Below are 22205 nucleotides of genomic sequence, written 5' to 3'. Positions count from 1 at the left end.
TGTTTGCCCTTCGGGCAAAGCAACGGCGCCCAGGTCAAGCAGGCCATCGCCACTCAAGAAGCTGGGCACCTTCAGGGCGCCGATGCGGCCCTGGTTCGGGTTCTGCCCGCACATGGTGGCCCGCATCCCGTCTCTGACAGGTATAAAACCGCCGACCTCGTAAAACCGCCTAGGGGTTACACAGTCGACTGCGAACCCCTTCGTCATGATATTTAGGCTTCAGAAAGACGGACTTTTCAAAAGGAGGGGATGACCCATGAATCCACCCAAGTGCGACGAGTTGGACTACATTCACTTCCTCATTGCCGCTCAGAAGACCTTCACCTGCACCGAGGCGGCCCGATGTCAACCCGAAAGCCCCGATACCCCATCTCACGATGCCTTCCCCCGCCTGCTGCAAAGACAGCCCTTAGACACAATGGCGTTGTGGCAGGAAGCACAGGCGTTTGTACAAAAAGAGCGGGGGCTTTTGGTGTTGGAGGATACCACGTTAGATAAGCCCTACACCCAAAAGCAAGCACCAACGGGTGGTGAAGGGGATTGCCCTTTTGACCTTACTCTGGACGGATGGGAAAGCCCTCATTCCCTGCGACTTTCGGGTTTACGACAAACCCATCTCCCACAAGACCAAGAACGAGCATTTTCAGGAAATGCTGGTGGAAGCCAAGGCGCGAGGCTTTCAGCCGGCGTATGTCCTGATGGACAGTTGGTATTCGGGGTTGGAGAACCTCAAGCGCATCGCTTCTTTTGGCTGGCTTTTCCTGAGCAGGCGCAAAAGCAACCGGATGGTGAACCCCGATGGCCAGCCTGGACATCCCTCAAGCAGGAAGGGTGGGTTTGTGAAGGTATTCCGGACGGTCCCCAAAGACGGGGGTGCGGAATACTGGGTGACGAACGACCTGGAGATGACGGAGGAAAAGAGGGCCACGCTGGATCCTCGTGCGCTGAAGGGATGCTGTGGTGCGGAAAGCAGAGGCTTATTTCAAGCACCTTTCGCTCTCCTTGCAGGCTTTCTTGAGGTTGGAGGTTTATCGTTTGCGGACGGCGAAGGCAGCCATTATTCGAGACGCCATCCGAGCCTATCTGGCACATCCCTCTTATGAACTCTTCCCAACTGCGTAAGTCCTATCTCAATTGATGACTGGTTTGATAGAATCGGTTGAGCCCACTGTGGATGAGTTTGAGTCTACCCTCGATAGTCTCCTGCGGGAGCTCGCGCGTCTCCACCCCTCATTCATCGAGCGGCTGGGCCCGCCTGCCTCCTCCAAGGACTTCTCACGAGTCGAGCGTTTGACCGGTACCCGTTTCCCGGAGCAGATCCGCCACCTGTACACGCGGCACAACGGGCAGAGGGACAACCTCAGCAACGGCGTCTTTTTCGGTGCCGACCTCCTGCGGTTGGACCAGATTGCCGAGGAGTACCGGGCCCTCCTCGAACTGCGCGATTCGGGCATCGTGCAGAGCCCCTCCCCTGCCGACCCCCGGCTGAGCGAGGACTTCCCCGGGACAGGTCACATCCCTTTCCTGGCCGACGGCTCCGGCAACTATATTGGCTTTGACGTCAGGCCGGGGCCATCCGGGACATTCGGGCAGATCCTCGTCTTCGGGGCCGACCTGCCCGAGGCTGAGGTGGCGTTTCCTTCGCTCTCGGAGATGCTCGCTGCGGTTCTCAACCAGTTGCGCTCCGGCAACTTCATCCTCCAGGAGGACCTGCAGATGTCACGCCACCCCTGGCTGGAGTTCGTGTCGGGAGACTTTTCCCCCCTCGCCAGGGTCCTGTACACCCAGGTGCGGCCAGGCGGCGGCTAGCGGCCGCGGGGCGCGGCGTGCCTGCTTTCGGGTGGGCCGGTAGGAGGATGGAGACATGCAGGCAGTAGGCACGCCACTGGTGGAGCATCGCGTTCGGGCTGACCCTGGCCCCGCCCATGGCCTTTGTGGCTGCGTCGCTGGGGGTGCTTGACTCCAGGCCGCTCCTTATCCCTGGCCCCGGGAGGACTATGCCTCCTCGTTCGAGACCGTCCACGGCCTCCCAGCCCTCCTCCCAGAAATGGGGCTGCTGCTGGGCCGGGCAGCGCTCCTGGCGGCGTGGCCCTGCTGGCCTGGCAGCAAGGAGAAGGCCGGCCCCGCCGCTGACAGAGGCCGGTCCTCTTCGGGCTGCGCTTCGCTCCTACCCTGGCTCTAACCCTCCTACCCTCCTTCAGCTCGACGGATAGGAACAGGGCACAGGGCAGGGTCACGGGCGGCATAGGGGCTATGGGCAGCGGGAGTCGCTCAGCGTCTGGCCCGCGAACGCGCCCAGCCCTGCTCCACCAGCCAGCGGTTGATCTCCACACCCCCTACCAGGCACACCGCCACCATCCGCCCGTAGCGGTCGGTGTCGCGCCGGGTGCAGCTCACGGTGCGCGGCCCGATGAAGTCGGCGAGGGTGAAAGCTGTCCTGCGCCCGCAAGGCCACACCTTCCCTGCCGCGTCCAGGCAGGTCTGGCCCGACTCCACCGCGTCCACTCCCCACAGGCGGATGCGCACCCCCTAGATCTCCAGGGTGTCGCCGTCCACCACGCTGGCCCGGCCCACCACGCTCTGCTGGGCTAAGGCCAGACTGAGCAGGATCAGGAGGCACGTCAAAAGTCGCAACATGCTGTTTAGAATGGTAGTATTCTTGCTTTGCCTCGCCAAGGGCAGGTGCACTTCGGCTCCGCTTTAGTGGTGTTCGAGCCCATTTCACGAGCTTAATGTGGAGTGCGCGCCAGAAAAATCGCAGGGTGTCGATGTTGGAAGGCTTCACAGCCATTGTTATCGAAAAAAGCTCACCGATCATGAAACCCTACGTAGCGTTGGACCTCGAGGCCACCTCCCCAAACCCAGAGGAAGCTGAGATCCTGGAGATCTCTGCTCAGGACGCGGAAGGCCGGACCTGCCACTGGTACGCAGCTACCTCAGAACCACTCAAGGCCGACCACGAAGCTTTCCAGTTTACCGGCATCGCCTTCGACGAGTACGAGCGGGGAAAAGTGCCGCCGGAGAAAGCACTCAAGGAACTCCTGGACTTCATCGGGGACCGCCCCCTCCTCGGCCACAACCTGCTGCGCTACGACCTACCCGTCCTAGAGAGCGCCCTGGGGAAGGTTGGTCTGAATCTCCCTCCTACGAAGAAACCCGCTCTGGATACCCTGCGCCTGGCCCAGCTAGTCTTTCCCACTCCACCCCAGGGGCTTTCCGGCTACCGCCTGGGGGATCTCCACGCCTACTTCACCGGCGCACCACTGGAGGGCGCCCACCGGGCCCAGGCCGACGTGGAGGCTACCTGGAGGGTCCTGGCCGGGCTGGTGCTGCAAAAGCTGCCCGACGGGGTGGCCCGAGCCTGGCGGGAGCTTGGGCTCACCGAGGGGGAACTCTTCCCGGAGACCTCAGTCCAGGTCAAGGAACTCCTGGCCACACCCGCTTTGGTGGAGTCGGTTTCGTACGAGGGCCGACCCCTGCCGCATCCCTCGCGCCTGGGGAAAGACCTCCTGCCTCAGAGGAGGTCAGCCCAGGAGCAGATGTTCGAAGAGGTAGAAAGGGCCCTGCAGGGTGGGCACCGAGTGCTCCTCGAGGCTCCTACCGGCACCGGAAAGACCAAGGGCTATCTCTACCCCGCTTTGCACCGGGGTGAAAAGACCTGGGTGGCTACCCATACCAAAGTACTCCAGGCCCAGGCCCTGGAGGAGCTTAAGGGGATGGGCGAGAAGGGGTATGAGGTCAAGGCCGCCCTGGTCAAAAGTCCTCGCGACACTCTCTGCCCTGAGGCCCTCTTCGAGCTATTCTTGGACGCCAGGAAGGAAGAGGACGAAGAACTCAGGGCTGCGGTGGGCTTGCTCCTGCACTATGCGGCTTTAGGGGGGCACGACCTCGAGGCCCTCCCCGGTTACTGGCATTTCTCTCGGGGCTTCCGCGAGGCGAGAGACCGAGTAGGCACCAATCCCCGCCGCTGCCGGGTGGACTGTCCCTTTTTCCACACCTGTGCTTTCCAGAAACAGCTCGCTCGGCGTAAGAGCGCCCAAATCTTGGTGACGAATCAGGCGTACCTTCTGGCCAGCTTTCTGCGGGAAGAGGAGAGGGAAGAAGAACCCGCAGAGGAGGCCCATCTAGTGCTCGACGAGGCTCACCACCTCGAGGACACCGCCACCGAAGCCCTCACTCTGGTCCTGGACCACGAGGAACTCACCCACCGGATCAACCGCCTGGCCCATCCCAAGAAGGACCGGGGCCTCCTCAAGGATGACCGTCGGCTGGCCGAGCTGTCCGAGGAAAAGCGGGACAAGGCTAACGAGGTCGTCCAGAAGTTGCTTCCCAGACTGCGCGAGGCCTTGGACAACTATTCCCGTCATCTGGTGGCCTTCATCAAGAACCGGGGTTCGGGGGACCAGCGCTACGGCCTTAGCCTGGGGCTGAGCGGCACCTGGCGAAGGCTCGAGGAGTGGCCTCGCATCAACCGGGAAGAGCGGTTGCTCATCGATATCCTTCGTGAACTCAAGGAAGCGCTCGAGGCCATCGGCCAGGACCCGAAAAGCCTCATGGTCCGCGATCTGGCGCCCATTCGGGAGTATCTCAAAGGAGCGTTGGATCTTCTCTTCGAGCGACGCCAGATCCTGGCGTCGCCTCAAGGTAAGCCCGACCCCAACCGGCTCCACCTCTCAGAGTGGGATCCAACCACCGGGAGCTGGCGGCACCTGGCTCAGCCCATCGACGTCTCGCGTACTCTCGAAGAAAAGCTATGGCCCCGCTTCAAAAGCACCATCCTCACCAGCGCCACCCTAAGCGTGCCCACCGAGCAAGACCCCGAGGGCTTTGGGCTGCTTAAGCGGGTGCTGGGCCTGAAGGAAATCAAGACTCGGCGGCTGCCCCCCTCCCTGCCCTACGATAAGGCCCACCTCCTGGTGCCCCGCCACCTCCCGGAGGCCCGCGAAAGCACCCTGCCTCGCTTCCAACGCATGCTCCATGAGGAGCTGAGAGTGCTCGTACCCAGATCCCACCGCAGCCTCTCCCTCTTCACCAGCTTGAGGCGCTTGCAAGAGGCCAAGGAGGCCCTCGAAGAGCACCCGCACCTCCTGGCCCCCCTCACCCGCAAGGAGCGAGAGGACGTGGCCAGCCGCATCAAGCAGGACCCCGAGGCCCCGGTGGCCGCCTTAGGCTCGCGGAGCTACATGGAAGGGGTGGACTTCCCGGCTTTGAAGCTGGTGAGCCTGGAGCGGATCCCCTTCCCCCTGCCCTCGCTGCTCCTGACCAAGCGCATGGAGTGGGCCTATGAGCAAGGGCTGGACAAATGGTGGGACTATTACCTGCCCAAGGCCGCCCTCTCCTTCGCTCAAGCCTTCGGTCGGCTCATCCGGGATCAGCGAGAGGTAGGAGATGGCGCCTTCATCCTATGGGACAAGAGGCTACTCAATGCTGCTTACCAGGAGGTCTTTTACCGCGCCCTGCCGCCGGGTGTCCACCGACACTTCCCCAAGGACCGGAAGGACTTTTACGACCGGATTGCGAACATCCTAGGGGTTGACCGGGCCTGGTTCCCCCAGGACGAGCTGGAAGAGGAGGCGCTGCGCCGGCTCAGGGAAATCCTGCAATCCGGTCTCGAGCCGCTGGAAAAAGCCCGTTGCATCGCGCAGGAAGTCTACGGACTTTTGGTGGATGAGGACCGCTGGGCCAAACAGGCCCAGGCCATCCAGGCGGCCCTCGAAGGAGAAGACCTGGTAGCTCTGCTCCCCACCGGCTTCGGCAAGAGCCTGGCCTTCCAGCTTCCCGCTTTTATGCAGCAGGGTCTTACCCTGGTGGTCTCCCCTCTGGTAGCCCTGATGAAGGACCAGGCTGACCGGCTTCTGGAGCTGGGCTTGCCAGTGGGTGCGGTGCACTCGCTGATGGGCGCGGGGGAGCAAAGGGGCGTGTTGGATGAGGTCAGCACCGGGCGGGTACAGCTTCTTTACGTGAGCCCCGAGCGACTTAACCGGAGCGAGGCTCTTTGGAAGCTGATTCAAGAGGAACACGCCAGGGGCAGGCTTCGGCGGGTGGTGTTTGACGAGGCCCACTGCTTAGTGGAGTGGGGCTTTGACTTCCGACCGGACTACCTCAAAGCCCTGGAGAAGCTGGAGGCCCTGGAGGGGGTCCCCAAGAGCTTCTTCACCGCCACCCTGACCCCGAAGGACCTGGAGCGGTTGAAGAAGGCCGCTAAGCTGGAAGCCTTCCAGCGGATCAAGCCCGAGAGCTTCCACCGCCCCAACCTTCGCTTCGTGGTGAAGAAGGTGCAGGGGGAAGTGGGCAAGTTCCAGGTCTTGGTCAAAGCCCTTCATTGGCTTACGGAGTGTGGGGAAGGAGGCAGCGCCATCGTCTACACCGCCACCCGCGCCGAGGCCGAGCGACTGGCCTGGGCCTTGGGCCGTCTCTTTTCCAACCTGGAGGTGGAGGCCTACCACGCGGGGCTGGGTCCGGTTCCCCGCCGCGAGGCCCAGGAGCGCTTCACTTCTGGCGAGACCCGGGTCATGGTGGCCACCACCGCCTTCGGTATGGGCATCGACAAGGCGAACATCCGCCTGGTGGTCCACTGGCGGCCCCCGCGCAGCCTGGAGGAGTACGTCCAGCAATCGGGGCGCGCAGGGCGGGATGGAAAGGAGGCTTATTGCCTGCTGCTGCATACCAGGTCGGACTGGGGCTTTCTGGAGTGGATGGTGGGGGTGGACCACGGTGGTGGGCGGGCCCATGAGAAGTTCGTCCAGCAGCTCATCCGCCTCTTAGAGGAGAGAAGGGCTCTTGTCGGCTACCGCCAAGAGATTTACCGGAAAATCTACGAAGAGCCCGATGAAGAAGAAGTGAAGGAGGATCTGCTCGAGGAGGACGAAGAGGAGGAAGAGGCTGCCGCACCCCTTCGGCGGGAAGTAGGCCTGGAGAATCTCGAACGCACCCTCTCCAGCCTCGAGCGCGCTGGAATTCTGGAATATGACTTTCCGCTGGGCAAGGCCCTCCTGCTGGAGTCTAGCGACGTCTTAAGAGAGCACCTGACGCAGGAAGCCCTGGCCCTGCTTTACAAGGCCGGTTACAAGGGTAGCGAGCGAGGGGACGAGCTGGACTTCTCCCGCATTTCCCCGGAGGAAGCCCTGGAGCTGGATCGGAAGCTTTATCAGCTCTTCCGGGAACGGAAAATCCACCTCTACCACTACCGAGAGCCCCTGCTCCGCATTCAGGCGGGCGATCATCTGAAGAGTGGTTACTTGGACTGGCAAGAGGAGCAGGGAAAGTTAAGGGAGCAGTCCAAGAAACGCCTCAGCAGGGTGCAGGCTTATGCCGAAAACGGACGGTGCCGTGCTCAGGTCCTCCTCAATCACCTAGGCGAGTCTCCTGGTGGCTGCGGGGTCTGCGACATCTGCACCAAGGATGCTGGTCCCTGGGAAGCCCTGGAGGGGCTGGATGAAGAGGAACTCGAGCGGGCCTACCGCCCCCTGGACACGCTGCTGGCCTTCTTCGCCTTGGCCGAGGAAAGCGCCCGGTCGCCGGAAGCCCGCTACATGTATCTGGGAAGGCGCAGCACCCTGATGGCCCTGCGGGGCAAGGACCGGGGCAAGAGCGGCTCCTTGGGCCGCAAGTACACGGACAACCGCTTCTTCGGCCACCTCTCCTTCATCAAGCCCAAGGAGCTGGAGCGCGCCTTCGAGGAGGCACTGAAGCAGGGGTATCTCGAGTCAAAGGATGCGTACGAGGGCAGCCCGCTTTACGGGCTTACCGAGCGGGGCTGGGCTCGCCACGAGCGCCGGCTGCGGCGGGAGGTAGCGGATGTCGGAGCTTGAGGAGATCCTGAAGGAAGCGGCGCGAAAGGTCCTCGGCCTTCCAACCGAGGCCAAAGGCTCTGTGTCTTCCTTGAAAAAAGCCCTGGGGGCATTGTCTCCAAACTTCAAGGAAACGCTCGCCACCCCAAGCCCGGACAAACAATCCGCGAAGAACCCACCTCAGGCAACAATCGTTGTTGAGGCTGTTGAGGTCAAGCCAAAGCCGCCATCCGCGCAACCTGACGAAGGAGCCCAGAAGCCAGCCGCTCATGATCGAGACCTCTTGCACAGGCTGCGGGAAAGCCAGAAGAAGCTCCAGAAAAAGGCCGACGAGGCTGAAAAGCTCAGAGCCAAGCTTCAAAAGGAACAAAGGGCAGTACAGGAAGCGCAGAGTGCCAAAGGAAGGGCCTTGGAGGAAGCGGCGCACTTGCGCAAGGACCTGTCGCGGGTTGCTGAAGAGAGGGATCGCTTAAGCGCTGAGCTCGCGAAGGTGGAGGCAGACAAAGAGGCGCTGGAAGGGCAGCTTGAGGGCTACAAAAAGCGTGTGGATGAGCTAGAGGCCAGGGTACGGGAACTCGAGGGCATCGCGGTACAGAAGGAGCACCTCGAGGCCCAGCTCGCCGGGCTCAGTAGCTTCAAGGAGACCCTTCCCGAGCCCTTCCCGCAGGAGGCCCTCCTTCGGGTCCTGGTGCTGGATTACCCAAACCTCGGAGATAAGGCGGAAGAGCGGGTGATCGCCCTTATCGAGGGATACTGGGCCTTTCTCAAGGGGGAGGATCACCCCGCCCTCCGCCACAGCAACCGTGAGCTGCTCGTGGGCGAACCGGAGGGGATGGTGCTCGTGGGGCTGGAGAAGCTGCTGCTAGACCTGGCCAGCCTCCCCCTCGCTCGCTGGCTAAGGACCCACGCCTTCCGCCTGGAGGCGCTGCTCCAGGAAGGGCAACGCCCCTCCTCGCCCCGCCTGAGGGAGGAGTGATGGACTGCAAAGAGGCGCTGAGGTGGTATGAGCGAAAGTGGGAGGAGGATAGACAGCGCTGGGAGGCGGAAAAAAAGCGACTGGAGCAGCGTTTAGATGAGCAAGCCGAAGAGATTGTAAGCCTAAAGCAGGCTGTGGCAGAGCAAGAACAGCAGGCCCTTCGAGCCCTCGAGGAGCGGGTCAGAAAACTCGAGCAAAGCCTAAGGGAGGAGCAAGAAGCCCATAGGCGCTGTAAAGAGGCCTTGAATCTGGCCTCGCGGCCCGTACTGGGGGCGGACTTCTTTCACCACCTGGCGCAGGCGCTCGAGCTCTGGGACCGGACGCTGATCGAGGAGGCTCGTAAGCTGGGTGGGAGCAGGCTGGAGCCCTGGCTCAAGGCGATCTGGGCAGAGCGGGAGGTGGCCCTTTCTCGGGCGCTCGGCGGTGAGGCGCCCGACTGGCGGCGGGTGCGTACCGGCCTGGTGCTGGAGTGGGCCCTGCTCACCTGGCTGGAGGGGGAGGGGGTGTAGGGTGGTTGACCCGTGGATCCACGCGTTGAACCTGAATAAGGCCGTGGAACAGGGAGGGGTAGCGCAGGCCCGCGTGGCCCAGGAGGACTACGAAGGGGTAAAACCCCTCATGCGTCAGGTGTGGCGGGGTGAGCGATGGAGGAATCTGCTGGAGACCATTCGCTCACAAAACCAAGTACTGATCCCCGCCCACGTGCTCCTAGGCTATCTGCGAGGCTATTTCCTCTACCGGGAGGTGCCGGAAAACGACCGGGCCTTCTGGCCGAATTTCCTGAAAGATCTGGGGATTGAGGGGCGTCATCTCCCTACCCAAGTCGAGTACGACCGCCTGTGGGGGGTTCTGGACTGGCATGACGAGACATCGCGCTGCCTGAAATTCCACGAAAACGGCGCTCGGGACTTCATCGGCACCCTGGATGCGATCTTCCACTTCAAGGCCCTGCGCCTGAACGCGCTCAAGGATTCTTTCCTGGCCTTCTATCAAACCGGGGTGCTTCCTGAAAGAGCCCAGCCATACGAGCGAGTGTTCCGCAAGCTCCAGGCAGCCATGGAACTCCTGCTTGAAGAGGAGGCGGTCCCGGATCTATGCGACGAGGGAGCGGTCCTGGGCTTTCTCCAAGAGGCCGGCCTCTACCTGGGAGAGCCCGACCCCGTGCGCCTCCTCTTCAACCGTTCGGACAAGGCCCTACACGACCTCTACTGGGAGCTAAGGGGAGATAAGCCAGCCGCCAGGCAAAAAAGCACCCGTCTCGGGCACAAGCAGGTGAGGGTCGAGCTCTTGAAGTCCCTCCCCAGCCTCGAGGAGATCCGACCCACGCTCAACCGAGAGCCCCTGCTGGAGGGATGGAAGGTTTATGGGAAGCTCACGCTGGAGGATGGGCGCTTCAGGCGCTTTGACTGGGTGCCCCGCTTCACCACCGAGGGAGACCCCATCCCCGAAGAGCTCGAGGTCTCGTTCGAGGAAGGCGAGATTGTGCGCTTCCGCCTGCACCACCAGGCTTTCGCCATTCGCTTCTCCGAACTCGTCTGGAAGCTTGGTGAGCCCCTGGAGGTGCGCCCTATCGGCTTCGACCCCGCTCAGCACCCTCTGCGCTTTCTGCTCGCCTCCGAGGGGGAGGCAAGGGAGAGGCCAGAGGAGCTGGCGCAGAAGATTGGGGAGGGGTCAGCCCCAAAGGACGAACTCGTCGTGGAGGTGAGAACCGACGGCCGAGGGGACGAGTGGCGCCGGATCGCAGTGTTGCCCGTTGAGGTGAGGGTACGCCTCGAGGCCTGGGTCGGACCCCAGGGGGCTTTCGTTCGCACCCATCCCCCGGGCTTTGCCGTACGAACTCGAGTCCTGGCAGGAGAGCGCCTGGTACGGGAGGAGGAATTGGTGAGGACTGAAGCCCAGGGTACCCTGGTCGCACGGAGTGAGCTGGTCCCCCTACGAGTCGAAGTGTGCCTGGGAAGCGAAGTCCTATCTCTTGCTCTCGCCCCCAGGGGGTGGCCCCAGAACTGGTGGCGGCTTGGCCTGGGGCTGGAGCGTTCTACCAAAACAGGTTAAACCGTACGAATTGGGATCCTAACGATGCTCACTCCAGAACAACTCGCCGTGGTAAACGCCGCCCGCACCTCAGCCGGAGCGGGCAAGACCTTCACCTTGGTGGCGGTGGCCCGCGCCCTCCGGGGGTGGCGCATCCTCTACCTCACCTTCAGCCGAGCTCTGGCTGAGGTACCGCCAGAGATACGGCTGGTCTTTAGTCCCGAGCTGCAGCCGGTGGAGGTGCTTCTTTCGCCGAGCGAGACGCTTCTTTCGCCGCCGGTAGGCGGGGTAGCGAGACGCTTGTTTCGGCGCAAGCCGTGGGGTGGCGCTTCTTTCGCCGCGCAGCGGGGTACGGGTGTGGCCCTTGGTGAACGAGGCGGTGGCTAATCGCTGGTTCCTCTCCCTGAAGACTCTTGGTGGCCTAGGATGAAGGATACAAAGGGTAGACAGCGGGAAAGCAGTTCTGCCCCACCCTCGAGACCTTGCAAATTTCCGCTAATAACACTTAGGGGAAATTTACAGCCGGGACAGAAGGCGGCGGGTGCGCTCCTCAAGGAGCCGGTCCAGAGTCTGCCTTGGGGATAGGGGCTGTGGCGCAGGTAGATCACGCCGAGGTGCCGGGGCCCTGGGCTCTTCCTCGAGCCAGCCCCCAGGAACCCGCCGGGCACCCCCTCGAGCCCCCGCCGCCCAAAGCCTTCTCCCTGGCGAGGCTTCTTTCGGCGTAAGCTGTGAGGCCTTATCTTTCGTTTTACTCGGGCGGCGGCCACCCCACGGCTTGCAGCGAAAGAAGCGTCTCGCTCGGCGAAAGAAGCGCCACCCCTCGCTTCGCTCGGCGAAAGAAGCGTCTCGAGCCCGTCCTGGACGTTGTTCCCACGCAGAATGTGTCCAGGGACGGATAGGCTGGGCTCGATTCGGGGTGAAGGGCTGCCCACTGCCCCAGGCGAAGTTGGAGGTCTGGATGGATGCGAGGGCTAACTAGAGCGGGGGCGGGTTGAACCCGAACTCCTGGGCCGATTCGCGGATCTCCCGCAGCAGGCGCGTCCAACGTTCTCGCTCCTCCGGCGTGGAAGGGCGAACCCGCCCGAGAAGGGTGTAGAGCGCCCCGAGCTCGGCCACCTCGCCCTGCCAATCCAGGTCGTCCCAGTCCTCCGGGTTGCGCAGCGCATCGCGGATGAGGGCCCACCGGTTCTCCGCCCGCTCTAGGAGCCGAGTTGCGGGTTCTTCCTGAGCCAGATGTGGCTGGACCATAGGGCCTAGAGGCCCAACCGGGCCCGCCACGCCTCCCAGTCCGGGAGCCGGATCCCGAGGGCCTGAAGCCTTTCGCGCTCGTCCCAGATCTCCCGCGCCAGGGATAGGGCGGCCTCAGGGTCGTGGGCGGCAAGCCGCTTCAGGGCGTCCACCATGAGGCCCCACTCGGCCCAGTCGGCCTCCCCGGCCTCCTCGGGGGCAGAAAGGAGCGCCTGGTAAGCCCCCCAGTGCCACCGGGCGTAGCCCTCGGGGTCTAGGAGGGGGTGGGGAACCAGGAGGGTTTGCGCATCCATACGGCGTCCTCAGGGATCCACAGGGCGCTTAGGGAGGATGCCATGTAGGCCGTGACCAGCGCGCCTTGCAGGGAGTATACCACGAACCAGACGGGCAGCCAGGCCTCCCCCCGCTCCTCCTCCGGCACCACGGCCTCGGTGCGGGAGAGGAGGGCCACCACCGGGCCCCGCGGCCCCCTGTAGGCCACCACGCCCACCTCGGGGTCCAAGGCGGCCCGGCGGGCCACGGCCTCGTATTCGTCGGCGGAAACGCCCGCGAGCTGGCGCTCCAAAAGGCGCTTTCGCCAGTGGGCCTCGAGGTTGGCCCCCAGGAGCTGCCGGTCCCCGGGGGAGAGGGGGCGGGGGCGGCGGGAGAAAGCGGCCACCGCCACCCGCCCGGCGGCCAGCATCCAGTCCGTGGCCTGGGGAGGGCGCTCCCCCCGGGCGATGGCGGCCAGGTGGGCGTCGGCCCCGGGCATCCCCCGGCCCAGGGCCTGGATGTAGGCCCACCAAAGCTCGGGGTGGTAGTCCCGGGGGTCCGGGCTCCACTCCTGCCGGGTGGGGGCGCGGCCGAAGCCCTCCTGGGGGGCGTGCTCGGGAGGAGCCTTCCAGGCGCGCCTCTCCCCTTCCTCCCGGCTGTTTCAATCCTCACTCGAGCTTTCGCCCGAGTGCGACAGGCCCATTCTAGCGCGCGTGCTGGACGGCGCTCAAGGGGCCGTTTGCGCGAACCCCCCTAAAAAGGGTTCCGACGCAGGGTGGGGGAAGGTGAGGGGAAAACGGGTTTTCAATGTCCCCTAGCCGATTTCTCGGCTTGCGCGAACCCCCCCGGGTTTTGGTGCTTGCTTGGGGTTCGCGCAACTTCAGACTACCAAAGGATCGTCGAAGTCGGTGTACCTGTCCTGGCCGTGAACCCGCAAGCACTTTTCCCGGCCTCCGGGCAGGGTGTAGATGCGCAGGCTGTCCTTGTCCGGTTCGATGATCTTCAGGAGCTTGGCTTCCATATCCTCGAGCTGGGCCCGTGTCACCCGGCACTCAAACACCGACATCTGTACCCGCTGGCCGAAGTTCTTGCATACCTTGGCCACGCGGGCCAGCCGGGCCTGGCCCTCTTCAGAGGTCACGTTCACATCGTAGGTAACCAGAATATCTAGCCGTTCCATGCCTACCTTCCTACAAACGGGGGGTACTCGGGCAGGTCGCCCCGCAGGTAGCGGGCCAGCAGGCGGGCCTGGATGTGGGGCAGCAACCCGATGGGTACGGGCTCTTTGAACAAGGGGTGCTGTAGGGTTTCCTGCCTGCGGCCTTGAAAGGCTACGATCACCGCCTTTCGCCCTTCCTCGTTCAGCAAAACGGCACCGCCGGGGCGCTCCTCGAAGTGCTCTGGAGATAGCTGCTTGCGGTTGATCATCGAAAGCACCAGCCGGTCGGCCCACCAGGCTCTAAACTCCTCGAGCAGATCCAGGGCCAAGGCATTGCGCCCGGATCGCAGGGCATGCAGAAAGCCGACTTGGGGGTCGAGCCCCACCCCTTCCAAGGCGGCGGTGCACTGGGTGGTGAGTAGGGCATACACAAAGCCCAGCAGGGCGTTCACCGGGTCGCGCGGGGGGCGTTTGTTGCGCCCATCGAAGCGAAACTCGCCCGAGAGCAAGAGGTCGCCAAAGGCCGCGAAATAGGCACTTGCGGCCTGCCCCTCGAGGCCCCGCACCTCGTCCACCGAGCGGGCCTGGGGAAGTTGGCGCAGGGCCGCTTCATGCTCAAAAAGGGCCTGATTCAGCGCCTCGGTCTCGCCCCGCTCGCGCACCGCCCGCTGGAGCACCAGCCGAGCGTTCCTGAGCTTGCCCTCCACAAAGCGCGCGGCCAGGTACAAGCAGGTCGAAGGATTGTCCAGCGCCCGGTACTGAGCACGCCGCAGCAGCACATTTCCCGAGACCGGCCCCGCAAGCCGCCCCTGAAAGCGGCCCGACTCCGTGAACCAGGCCACTTCGAGGCCCTCCTCCGCGCAGCGGTGCAGCAAGAAGGGCGAAAGCAGCACGTTGCCAAACAGCGATAACCCTCCCAGATGGTGCAGCGGCACGTTGCGGAGGGTTACCTCCTCGTGCTGAATCCGCAGGGTATCGCCCTCGAGGCGCAGATAGACTCCCTGGGTCTGGACGTAGAGGGTGTTCAGCAGCTCGGTGGTCATGATCCTTGCTGGGCCCGCCAGAGGGCCAGGGCCTGGGGCACTTCGGGCATACACACCGCTAGGAGCGAGCAGTGGCGGCAGCGCTCGTCGGCGGTGGGTGGGGGCAGGCGCTCTTGTTGCATGAGCTTGCGCAAGGCGCCAAGGGTGGCCAGGGTGAGCGCGCGCAGCTCGGGGGTCAGGCGCACCACCCGGCGGCGCTGGCTGGCCTTGCTGAAGATGGCCCCCTCCGGCACGCTCTGGCCGAACATCTCCTCCAGGCACAGGGCCTGGGCGCAGAGCTGCACCTCGGCGGCTTTGCGGGCCAGCTCGCGGGGCCAGCGCCGGCCCACCTTGTACTCCACCGGATAGGGCGCACCTTCCACAAACTCCACCACATCCGCCCGGCCCACCAACCCCAGCCGCTCGGACCAGAGGGGCAAGGCTCGCTCGATTCGCACCCCTTCACGCAACAGCCCCTCAGGAATGTCGGCCTGCTCGTGGGCGCGCGCACCGCGCAGGGTGTACTCGTTGTCCTCCCATTCGCCCTCCAGCAGAATCAACGCTGCCCGGCGGGGGCAGTAGGTGTACTGGGCCAGGGCGCTGATAGGCAGGGGTTCGCCCCCGGTGGGAGGTGAGAGGGCGGCCTGGGGCAGAAGGTCGTCCAAGTCATCCAAAACTAGCCCTCCCAAAGGGTGAAGTCATGGTCGGCGTAATCGGACCAGCGAAAGCCCTCCTGGCACATTCGGTCATACTCCGGACCATGGTGCGTAAGGGCGAATACATAGAGCGCCCCTTCTTTTTCGGCGTAGAACACCCGCTCGTCGGTGTTGCCCTTAGGGAAGCCCAGCGCATCGCCCCCACCGCTTTTGCGCTCGCTGTTGGCGGCACGGTTGGGCAGGCGCAGGCGTTGCAGGAGTTTGCGGTAGCGCTCTTTTTCGGCAGGCTCGAGGCCCTCCCAGGTGCGCCTGGCCTTGGGTGCGAGGTAGATGGGAATGGTCTGGGCCTGCTCGAGCTCGCCCCGGAAGGCCTCGAGGTAGGCTTGGCCCAGAGGCGAGAGGCTGGTATAGACTTGGCCGTCTAGCTCAAAATCCTCGAGCAGCACCCGAAGCGCCTCGGGTAAGCCGGCGGCCCGGGACTCCACTTCGCGTTTGGGGCGCAGCTCGGCGTCGATCCAGTCGAAAAACTCGTGGTTCCAGGCAATGAGTTCGCTGTCCCAACCAAAGGGGGACGGGGGGAGGGTCACGACATCACCGAATTTCTCGTGAATGTAGTAAACCGGCACCTTGAACACCAGCCCCAGCGCGGTGGCGTAGGCAATCTCGGCCTTGAAGCCACCGGTGGCGTTGATGATAACTTCTTTTTGCTCCCGCTTGGCCCGGCGAATCTCCGCCGCCAGGGTTTGCACAAAGTGCTTAAGGCCGTAGTCCACAAAGCCCTGGGCCTCGTAGGCCAGGCCCACAATGCGCACTTTGCGGCACTCCACCTTTTGGTCTTGCAGATAGAGTTCCAGCAGCGTAGCTGCCCGCTCCCCTTCGGGGGTATCGCTATGCAGTAGCACCACCGAGTCCCCCCGCTGGCGGATGCGCAAAAGCGAGTTGGTCTCGGCGCTGGCAGATTTGGGGTCGCGAGAAAGGTATTCCATGATCTCGTGGTCGGCGACCTTCGCCTCGCGCCGGGCGTTCATCAACAGGCTGGTGCCTACGGTGGTGAGGATGACGGTGCTCATATATCCAATAGCTCCTGGATGCGGGCGTGTTGGGGGTTGCCGGGGTTCCAAATCTTCCAGTCTTGCAGGTGCTTTTTGATGGCCTCCAGCACAGGCTTGCGCACCGTTGGAGGTTTATCGGCCAGCTCGCGCAGGAAGAAGTCCAGCTCCTGGCGCTCGTTTCTGGGTTTTATCTTCTCGATGCGGGCGCGGTAGGACTCCAACAGCTCCAAGGCCTGCTCCCGGTCTCCTTTGGGCCTCTCCGGCAGCTTCACCGCAAAATACCCATACCCCGCGTTGGTCTTGCCGCCCAAACCCAGGTGCTCCAGCGCCCAAGCCAGCAGCTCGGCAGCCTTGTGGGGCCAGTCCTGGGCGTTTTCGGCGGGGCAGGTGATGGGAATATGGAACTTCACCCCAGGCCGCACCGAGAGAAAGGCCACCGGGTTGGGGTCGTCGAAGTCGGTGGGCCAGGCTTTTCCGCGTGTGCCGTAGTAATCCGGATGGTGTACGGTGATGACGTCTTTTTGGAAGGGCGATTTACTATCGGGGTGTAGCCAGCCGTCCCAATAGACCAGATATGCGGCGTTCCCCGGCTTCTTTTGCTTGGGGTCGGGGCCTTCGCCTAGCAGAACCTCTTTCTCTGGTTCGCTCAGGCCATAGCGCGCGGCGGCCCGGCGCAAGAGCCCCTTAAGGGCGCTGCCCGGCAGATAGGGCACGCCGTAGGTATGGTGTAAGGCTAGACCGTTTTCCAGCGGGCTGCTGTTGCCCAGGCCGATGGCCAGCGGGGCGCGGGTGGTGGCCTCGAGCCAGATTGCGTCCTCGAGGGTTGCCTTCCAGCGCTTGTAAGCTTCTTCGTACACCTTAGGAACGCTGGAATCAGCAAGTCGTTTTACGAACTTGGAATAGGGATGCTCTTCCTGGCTCGATTTTGGTTTATCGTGAGTTGGCAGTAAAGTGTTCAGCGCCAGCCCAATGTGACTTCCCGGAGTTTCCAAACCAATCAAACGCTCTCTACGTATGTTCCCCATCGCTAATCCTCCACCGTGAGCACGCTCTTGGAGAACCGCTTGAAGTAAACCCAAGAATCCAGGACTCTGCGCGTCATGTGCATGTATTCAATGGCTGATGCCTTTCGGATTTTTTCAAGTATCGAGCCGTTTCCTGAGCCAAGAATTTTCTCGACATGGTTCAGCAAGAGTTTGTGGGCTCTGGGCAAACCCTCTTCATCACCCTTTTTTGCCTCGCTGAAGGCAATAGCCTGACAAAGCCCCGAAGTACGCACCATGACCGGGAATTCTTGGCATAAAGCCTGATAGCGTCCTTTGGTTCCGGTGCCTTTGTTATCCTTGAAGTCCTCCTCAACCTGGCTCACCAGTTTTAGCGCGAGTTCCATATCCTCCTGCGCGCGGGTCACCAGGCTCATACCCCACCCCCCAGCCGCCGCAACAGCCCCCGGCCCACGCTGGCCTGGCCGCCGAGCTGGATAAAGGAACGGTCGAGCTCCTCGAAGCCGTCGGTGCCAATGGCGAAGCTCGAAAAAACGGTCTCTGCCGGGATGGCCTCCTCGTACCAAAGCCCGCCCCGCTCCACGGTTTTGGAGTCCGAATTGAGCCTGACCCGGGCGATGATCTCCAGGGCGGTTTCGCAGAAATAGGAGAACACGTCGTTGGAAACCAGGGCAAAGCGCTTTTGGAAGTATGCGGCCTCGGGGCCAAAAACCCGTTGGCCCAGCTCTTTCGCCAGGTCGTTAACCGCACCAGGCTTGGCGGTGAGGTCGATGTCCTCGAGGATCACCTGGCCGTTGTGCACAATCTCGCTTTCCTGCGGCAGCAGGGCCTCGGTCTGCTGGGGTGTGGGGATGGGCGCTTGCAGGCCGGGAAGCCCCAGGGCCTTCTGGTCGCGCCCCAAGCGCTCCAGCACCAGCGGACAGGTCAGAAAAGCGAAGGTGCCCGCATACGAGCGCACCGGCAAAAAGAGCACCCGCGCGTCGGTGAGGGTGAGCTCGGCGGCCTTCTCCAACGAGCCAAAGATCCTGTTGGCCCCCTCGTCCTCGCGGCCATCGCGCAGCACCCCCTTGAGGCTGCTGGCCGGGATAACCGGAAACTTGGTGGCGGCTTCGCGGGCTACCGGAAGGTCGATCACGCTGCTCGAGTCCTGCCCGGTGCCAGGGTGCACCGGAGTGAGGGCCTGCCAGAAAATCATCTTCACCTGCATCTTCACCACACTCCCCACAGCGCAAGGCCAAAGCCGTCCTTGCGGTCTTGTTCGTCGTCGCTTACGGGCCTGAGCCAGCTTTCCAGTAGGTCAGCCGGGTTGCCCTCCAACACCTCGAAGAAGTACACGCTACCCGCCGGCACCATCCAGCGCACCGCCTTGGGCTGTTTTGCCCGCAGGCTCCAGCCGCTCACCGGCTCGCGCCGCCCCACTGCCGCCGCGACCAGCCTCAGCCTTACCTTGCTCAGGCCGCGCGGCAGGTGGAGCTCGCCGGTGCCCGATTTTTCAACCCAGCCCGGTCTCCAACCGCCCTCGAAGAGGGCCGGGGTGGCCAGCACCAAGCGCACCCGGGCCCCTTTGCCCAGCCCGGCAAAGCGCTTTTTGAGGCCCTCGGGGCAGTCGTACCAGTACTCGGAAAGGCCCTCCTTCACCTCCACCGCCACCGGGCGGCGCTCACCCCCCAGGTAGCCGATGCGGGCTGGCGTCCAGCCGTTGGACAAGGAAAGCCGTACCCGCAGGGAAGCAGGCCGGTAGTCTTCCGGACCTTTGCCCGTCTCGAGGGGCCGGTAGGCCACGCTGAATAGCTGCCCCTCTCGGGCCTTGCCCTTGGCGGGGTCCATGGCCACGTGCACCCGGGTTTCGCTGGGCAGGCCGGAGATCTTCTCCGCAGGAAGCACTTCCTCATCCAAGAGCCAGCGCTCCATCTCGCCCGCGGTCCAGAAGTTGTAGCCGCTCTCGGGCTTGACGTCCTGGGTGACCTCGAGGGGCAGCAAACCTCCCGGCAGGTCGCAACCGGCGCCTTCGGGCGGGCTAAAGGGGCGCAGCTTCATGAGCTGGGGCTTCTCGCCTTCCTTGTAGATCACCGCGTCGCGCGGGGCGGGCAGCAGAATTTCGCCCCCCCGGGCCAGCAGGGGGCCGCACACCTGCAGGCCGTGCAGGTTTTGCAGCTCCTGGTGGCTAAAACCCATACCTGCGGCCAGGCCGACCTGGGTGCGCACGAACCCGGCCAGGGTGCTGGGTAGGGGCAGGGGCAGGCTTTGGGCGGCGGTCTCGGTGCCGTCGGCGGCGCTGAAAGGCCGGCCATCGCGGAAGAGCAAGGGGCTTAGGGCGTGGATCTCAAGCACCCGTTCCGGCATGGGCTTCCTCCTCGAGCCCGCTCAGGAAGCGGGCGATGATGAGCTGATCCACAAAGCGCAGCAGGGCCTTGCGGTAGGTGGGGGTGTCGGCGGTGGGGGCGGGGATGCGCAGGCCGCGGGCCTCTTTGCGGCCCAGTACCCGCTGGGCCTCTTTGTGCAGGTAATCGGCCCGCATCCCGTCTTGCCACTCCAGCACCAGATCGCGCAGCTCATGGGCCAGGCCGCGGGTAATCTGGCGGTTTTGGTAGGCCTCCAGCAGCTCGCCCCAGGACAGCTCGTCCCAGGGCTGCACCACCGCGACCGGCGAGCCGCCCCGGGTGTGCAGGGCCACCGCCAGCGCGTTGCGCCCGCCGTTCTTGGCGGCTTTCTCCGCATCCCGCGCATTTTGCAGAGAAATGGAGAGCGGCTCGCGGTAGTGTACCAGGGCCACTCCCGCCGAGAGGGTGCCCTTTACCTCTTGGCGGAAGGCATCCGAGAGCTCCTTGGCGCACTCCACCGCCCGGTTTACCGGCAAAAAGGCCAGCACGTCGTCGCCGCCGGAGTAGACCATGAAACCGCCGTATTGGGGCACGATGGCTCGAGCTTTCCGGGCAAAACCATCCAGGGTGCGAGAAAGCCCGCGGTGGGCTTGGGGGTCGTCCTGGCGGGCGATGAGCTCGCCCATGCGGTCGCCGTCGGCCACCAGGATGGCCAGGTAGGGCTGAGGCTCTGGGATATGGTCGTCTTCCTCGCCGTAGCGCTCGTCGGGCTCTGCTTCCGGCCTCCAGGAGCGCCGGGCCATAGTGCGGGTGTCCACCACCACCCCGGACTTGAGAGCCCCGTAGCAGCGCTTGAGCAGCGAGAGGGCGTCGAGGTGCTCGGTGGGCTTGATGCGCAGGGGACGGTAAGTACCGTCCTCGAGGCGGATATTCACCCCGGCCCAGCGGCGCGGGTCGATGACCGCCGCGCGGGCGGGGTCCAGGGCCGACTTAGGCACGCCGTCGTCGTTTTGCTGAGTAGGCAGAAAATCCCTCAGGGCCTTGCGCCCGGCCAGCAGGCGCTCCACCGCCAGGCGGGCTTGGGGGTAGTCGCCGTCCAGGGGAACCCAAGCGGCGTAGAACTCGAGGAAACTCCCGAGCTGCTCTTTGGCCCTTGCTTGGTCGATCAGGTTTCTTTGCTCGGCGGGGAGTTTGCCGATGGTCTCGTTCCAAAGCCCCAAGAGCCTCTCCTGAACGGCTTTTTTGGTCTCCTCGGCAAGCCGCTTGGGGTCTGCCGTTACCTCGGCCAGAATCTTGTTGGCTCCGTCGGCGTCTTTGTCGGCGGGGAAGATCAGCGTAGCGCCGTTATTGGCCAGATGCCTTGCAGCTTCCTTGCTCAGCTCCTGCAGGATTTGCGAACCCGCGTACAGGTCGGCGGTGCGGCGGGCGGCGGCGATGAAGTCCTGCACCGGGCCGAGGGAGATGGAGAGCAGGTGGCTCATAGGCGCACCTCCACGGCGAAGCCCTGGATGCGGGCGGCCTTGCGCACCGCTTCCAGTGCGTCGCCGGCCTCGAGCGCATCCAGCACGGGGTCGTGCTCGGGAAGCTGCAGCTTTAGTTCCCGCCCCCCGATCTTGATCTGCTCGGGAGCCGGGGCACGGAGGATGATCACCGCAGGCCGCAGGCTGCCATCGGCAAAGGCCATGGGCTTGAGGATCACCGGCGAGGCCATGCGCCGGCCCTGGGGGTGGGGGGCCTCGAGGGTGCCGCTGAAGCTATTTCCCAGACGCTGGTAGACGATGGGCAGGCCCAGGTAAGGCTTGACGAGGGCAACTTCCTGCTGGTGGTGCCCCAGGTTCTTCAAGGTTTGGTGATCGCGCCACTTGCCCCCGGCCATGGGGGTGTATTTCATGGTTTGCCCAGTCTGGGGGTCTTCCAGGAAATGGCCCTTGCGAAAACGCGCCCAGAAACGGCCCAGCTCGCGCCAGGGGGCCTGCCCCTTGTAGGGATCGTTGGCGTTGGGCTTGTGGGGCTGCCCCAGGCAGATCACCGCACCGGCCAGGGTGGTGTGCTGGGGTTCCGCTATGGGTGAAACCACAAACCAGGCTTTGAGCTGGTTAGGGCTTGCAGGCAGCCATTCCGAGACATCGCTCAGCGCCTCGAGCGCCCCCACCCCCCGCCGGGTGCGGGCCCCTACCCCCCCGAAGGCAATCCAGGCACGCAGCGCGGTCTTGAGCTGCTCTTTTTCCTCTGGGCTAAGCTGGGTTACGTCGAGTTCCAGGGTGAACTCCACCGACTTTAGCCCGCTGGCCTCTGGCAAGCCCTCGCGTTTGTTTTCGTTGAAAGGGTGCAAAAAGAACCGCTCCATCGGACCGGTTTTTGCCGCGCCCTTGTCCGGTACGAGCTCCGAGGGCCTTACAGGCTGTCCGGCGTTGGGCTCGAGGACGCGCAGGGCTACCTTGCCGTGCTTCTCAGCGCTGCCCCAGATGGCCTCCTCAGCCTCGAACAGCTTTTCAGCCGCCCCCGCCACGGCCCGCCACCAGAAGCGCAGGTGGCCGCGTACGCTGGCCGCCCGCACCGGGTTTTCAGGGTCCACCTCGCGGGGGGTGGCGCTGCCGCCGAACAGGGGGGTGATGGTCTTAAGCTTGAGCGTCCAGGTCTCTAGTTTTGGCTCGGTAAGGGTTGGGGCTGGAATTTTGATCGTCCTTGGCATCG

At 63.9% G+C, this 22205-nt stretch carries 21 protein-coding genes and 1 pseudogene; 8 read left to right on the top strand and 14 right to left on the bottom strand.

What is annotated here, in order from left to right; all coding sequences use genetic code 11:
- Positions 1 to 256 precede the first annotated feature (256 nt).
- Positions 257 to 1122, top strand: a pseudogene (locus tag DNA98_RS05280) (transposase).
- A gap of 48 nt (positions 1123 to 1170) precedes the next feature.
- A complete protein-coding gene (locus DNA98_RS05275; protein WP_158531606.1) occupies positions 1171 to 1809 on the top strand; it encodes an SMI1/KNR4 family protein in 639 nt (212 codons plus the stop codon).
- A gap of 462 nt (positions 1810 to 2271) precedes the next feature.
- Here the strand turns inward: DNA98_RS05275 and DNA98_RS05270 are convergent, their stop codons facing one another.
- Positions 2272 to 2526, bottom strand: coding sequence for a thermonuclease family protein (locus tag DNA98_RS05270; RefSeq protein WP_233493100.1), 255 nt, complete (start codon positions 2524 to 2526; stop codon positions 2272 to 2274).
- 290 nt (positions 2527 to 2816) lie between these two features.
- Between DNA98_RS05270 and DNA98_RS05265 the strand changes: the two genes are divergently transcribed.
- From DNA98_RS05265 to DNA98_RS18335, 6 genes are all read left to right on the top strand, one after another.
- Positions 2817 to 7811 carry a RecQ family ATP-dependent DNA helicase gene (locus tag DNA98_RS05265; protein ID WP_110528271.1) on the top strand — a complete coding sequence of 1665 codons (4995 nt, stop codon included), beginning with the start codon at positions 2817 to 2819 and terminating at the stop codon, positions 7809 to 7811.
- Between the two features lie 262 nt (positions 7812 to 8073).
- Positions 8074 to 8766: a hypothetical protein gene (locus tag DNA98_RS05260; protein WP_233493099.1), complete on the top strand. Its 693-nt coding sequence runs from the start codon at positions 8074 to 8076 to the stop codon at positions 8764 to 8766.
- Positions 8766 to 9275, top strand: a complete 510-nt coding sequence (locus DNA98_RS05255; protein ID WP_110527254.1) for a hypothetical protein — start codon at positions 8766 to 8768, stop codon at positions 9273 to 9275. The genes DNA98_RS05260 and DNA98_RS05255 overlap by 1 nt, the downstream gene beginning before the upstream one ends.
- Before the next feature lies 1 nt (position 9276).
- Positions 9277 to 10818: a transcription antiterminator BglG gene (locus DNA98_RS05250; RefSeq protein ID WP_110527251.1), complete on the top strand. Its 1542-nt coding sequence runs from the start codon at positions 9277 to 9279 to the stop codon at positions 10816 to 10818.
- Positions 10819 to 10842: 24 nt separating this feature from the next.
- Positions 10843 to 11184: a hypothetical protein gene (locus DNA98_RS05245; protein ID WP_110527248.1), complete on the top strand. Its 342-nt coding sequence runs from the start codon at positions 10843 to 10845 to the stop codon at positions 11182 to 11184.
- 203 nt (positions 11185 to 11387) lie between these two features.
- Positions 11388 to 11522 (top strand): hypothetical protein, encoded by a 135-nt coding sequence (locus DNA98_RS18335; protein ID WP_255418278.1) that lies wholly within the window; start codon positions 11388 to 11390, stop codon positions 11520 to 11522.
- Between the two features lie 250 nt (positions 11523 to 11772).
- Here the strand turns inward: DNA98_RS18335 and DNA98_RS05240 are convergent, their stop codons facing one another.
- The 13 genes from DNA98_RS05240 to cmr1 all read right to left on the bottom strand — a co-directional run bounded on the left by DNA98_RS05240 (position 11773) and on the right by cmr1 (position 22203).
- A complete protein-coding gene (locus DNA98_RS05240; protein ID WP_110527245.1) occupies positions 11773 to 12045 on the bottom strand; it encodes a hypothetical protein in 273 nt (90 codons plus the stop codon).
- A 5-nt stretch (positions 12046 to 12050) separates the two neighbouring features.
- Complete coding sequence (locus DNA98_RS05235; protein ID WP_110527242.1) at positions 12051 to 12338, bottom strand: hypothetical protein; 288 nt, start codon at positions 12336 to 12338, stop codon at positions 12051 to 12053.
- On the bottom strand, positions 12299 to 12796 hold the full coding sequence (locus tag DNA98_RS05230; protein WP_110527239.1) for a hypothetical protein: 498 nt from the start codon (positions 12794 to 12796) through the stop codon (positions 12299 to 12301). Before DNA98_RS05230 ends, DNA98_RS05235 begins: the two co-directional genes overlap by 40 nt.
- 381 nt (positions 12797 to 13177) lie before the next feature.
- Positions 13178 to 13477: a CRISPR-associated endonuclease Cas2 gene (gene cas2 / locus DNA98_RS05225; RefSeq protein ID WP_110527236.1), complete on the bottom strand. Its 300-nt coding sequence runs from the start codon at positions 13475 to 13477 to the stop codon at positions 13178 to 13180.
- A 2-nt stretch (positions 13478 to 13479) separates the two neighbouring features.
- Positions 13480 to 14499, bottom strand: a complete 1020-nt coding sequence (gene cas1c / locus DNA98_RS05220; RefSeq protein ID WP_110527233.1) for a type I-C CRISPR-associated endonuclease Cas1c — start codon at positions 14497 to 14499, stop codon at positions 13480 to 13482.
- A complete protein-coding gene (gene cas4, locus DNA98_RS05215) occupies positions 14496 to 15152 on the bottom strand; it encodes a CRISPR-associated protein Cas4 (protein WP_110527230.1) in 657 nt (218 codons plus the stop codon). The genes cas1c and cas4 overlap by 4 nt, the downstream gene beginning before the upstream one ends.
- A gap of 2 nt (positions 15153 to 15154) precedes the next feature.
- Positions 15155 to 16204 carry a putative CRISPR-associated protein gene (locus DNA98_RS05210; protein ID WP_110527227.1) on the bottom strand — a complete coding sequence of 350 codons (1050 nt, stop codon included), beginning with the start codon at positions 16202 to 16204 and terminating at the stop codon, positions 15155 to 15157.
- The gene (gene cmr6 / locus DNA98_RS05205; protein WP_233493098.1) at positions 16201 to 17043 is read right to left on the bottom strand and encodes a type III-B CRISPR module RAMP protein Cmr6; all 843 of its coding nucleotides are present in this window, start codon (positions 17041 to 17043) and stop codon (positions 16201 to 16203) included. Before cmr6 ends, DNA98_RS05210 begins: the two co-directional genes overlap by 4 nt.
- A gap of 170 nt (positions 17044 to 17213) precedes the next feature.
- Positions 17214 to 17606 (bottom strand): type III-B CRISPR module-associated protein Cmr5, encoded by a 393-nt coding sequence (gene cmr5 / locus DNA98_RS05200; RefSeq protein WP_110527224.1) that lies wholly within the window; start codon positions 17604 to 17606, stop codon positions 17214 to 17216.
- Entirely contained in the window at positions 17603 to 18397 is a 795-nt protein-coding gene (gene cmr4 / locus DNA98_RS05195; RefSeq protein WP_110528264.1) for a type III-B CRISPR module RAMP protein Cmr4, read from the bottom strand. The genes cmr5 and cmr4 overlap by 4 nt, the downstream gene beginning before the upstream one ends.
- A gap of 2 nt (positions 18398 to 18399) precedes the next feature.
- A complete protein-coding gene (gene cmr3, locus DNA98_RS05190; RefSeq protein ID WP_110527222.1) occupies positions 18400 to 19533 on the bottom strand; it encodes a type III-B CRISPR module-associated protein Cmr3 in 1134 nt (377 codons plus the stop codon).
- Positions 19514 to 20992, bottom strand: a complete 1479-nt coding sequence (gene cas10, locus DNA98_RS05185) for a type III-B CRISPR-associated protein Cas10/Cmr2 (RefSeq protein ID WP_110527219.1) — start codon at positions 20990 to 20992, stop codon at positions 19514 to 19516. The genes cmr3 and cas10 overlap by 20 nt, the downstream gene beginning before the upstream one ends.
- Positions 20989 to 22203: a type III-B CRISPR module RAMP protein Cmr1 gene (gene cmr1, locus DNA98_RS05180; protein WP_110527216.1), complete on the bottom strand. Its 1215-nt coding sequence runs from the start codon at positions 22201 to 22203 to the stop codon at positions 20989 to 20991. Before cmr1 ends, cas10 begins: the two co-directional genes overlap by 4 nt.
- Positions 22204 to 22205 lie beyond the last annotated feature (2 nt).

The sequence above is a fragment of the Meiothermus sp. Pnk-1 genome, from assembly GCF_003226535.1.
GTDB lineage: Bacteria > Deinococcota > Deinococci > Deinococcales > Thermaceae > Allomeiothermus.
The sequence above is the reverse complement of the archived record's forward strand: the minus strand, read 5'-3'. Positions and strand labels throughout refer to the sequence as shown.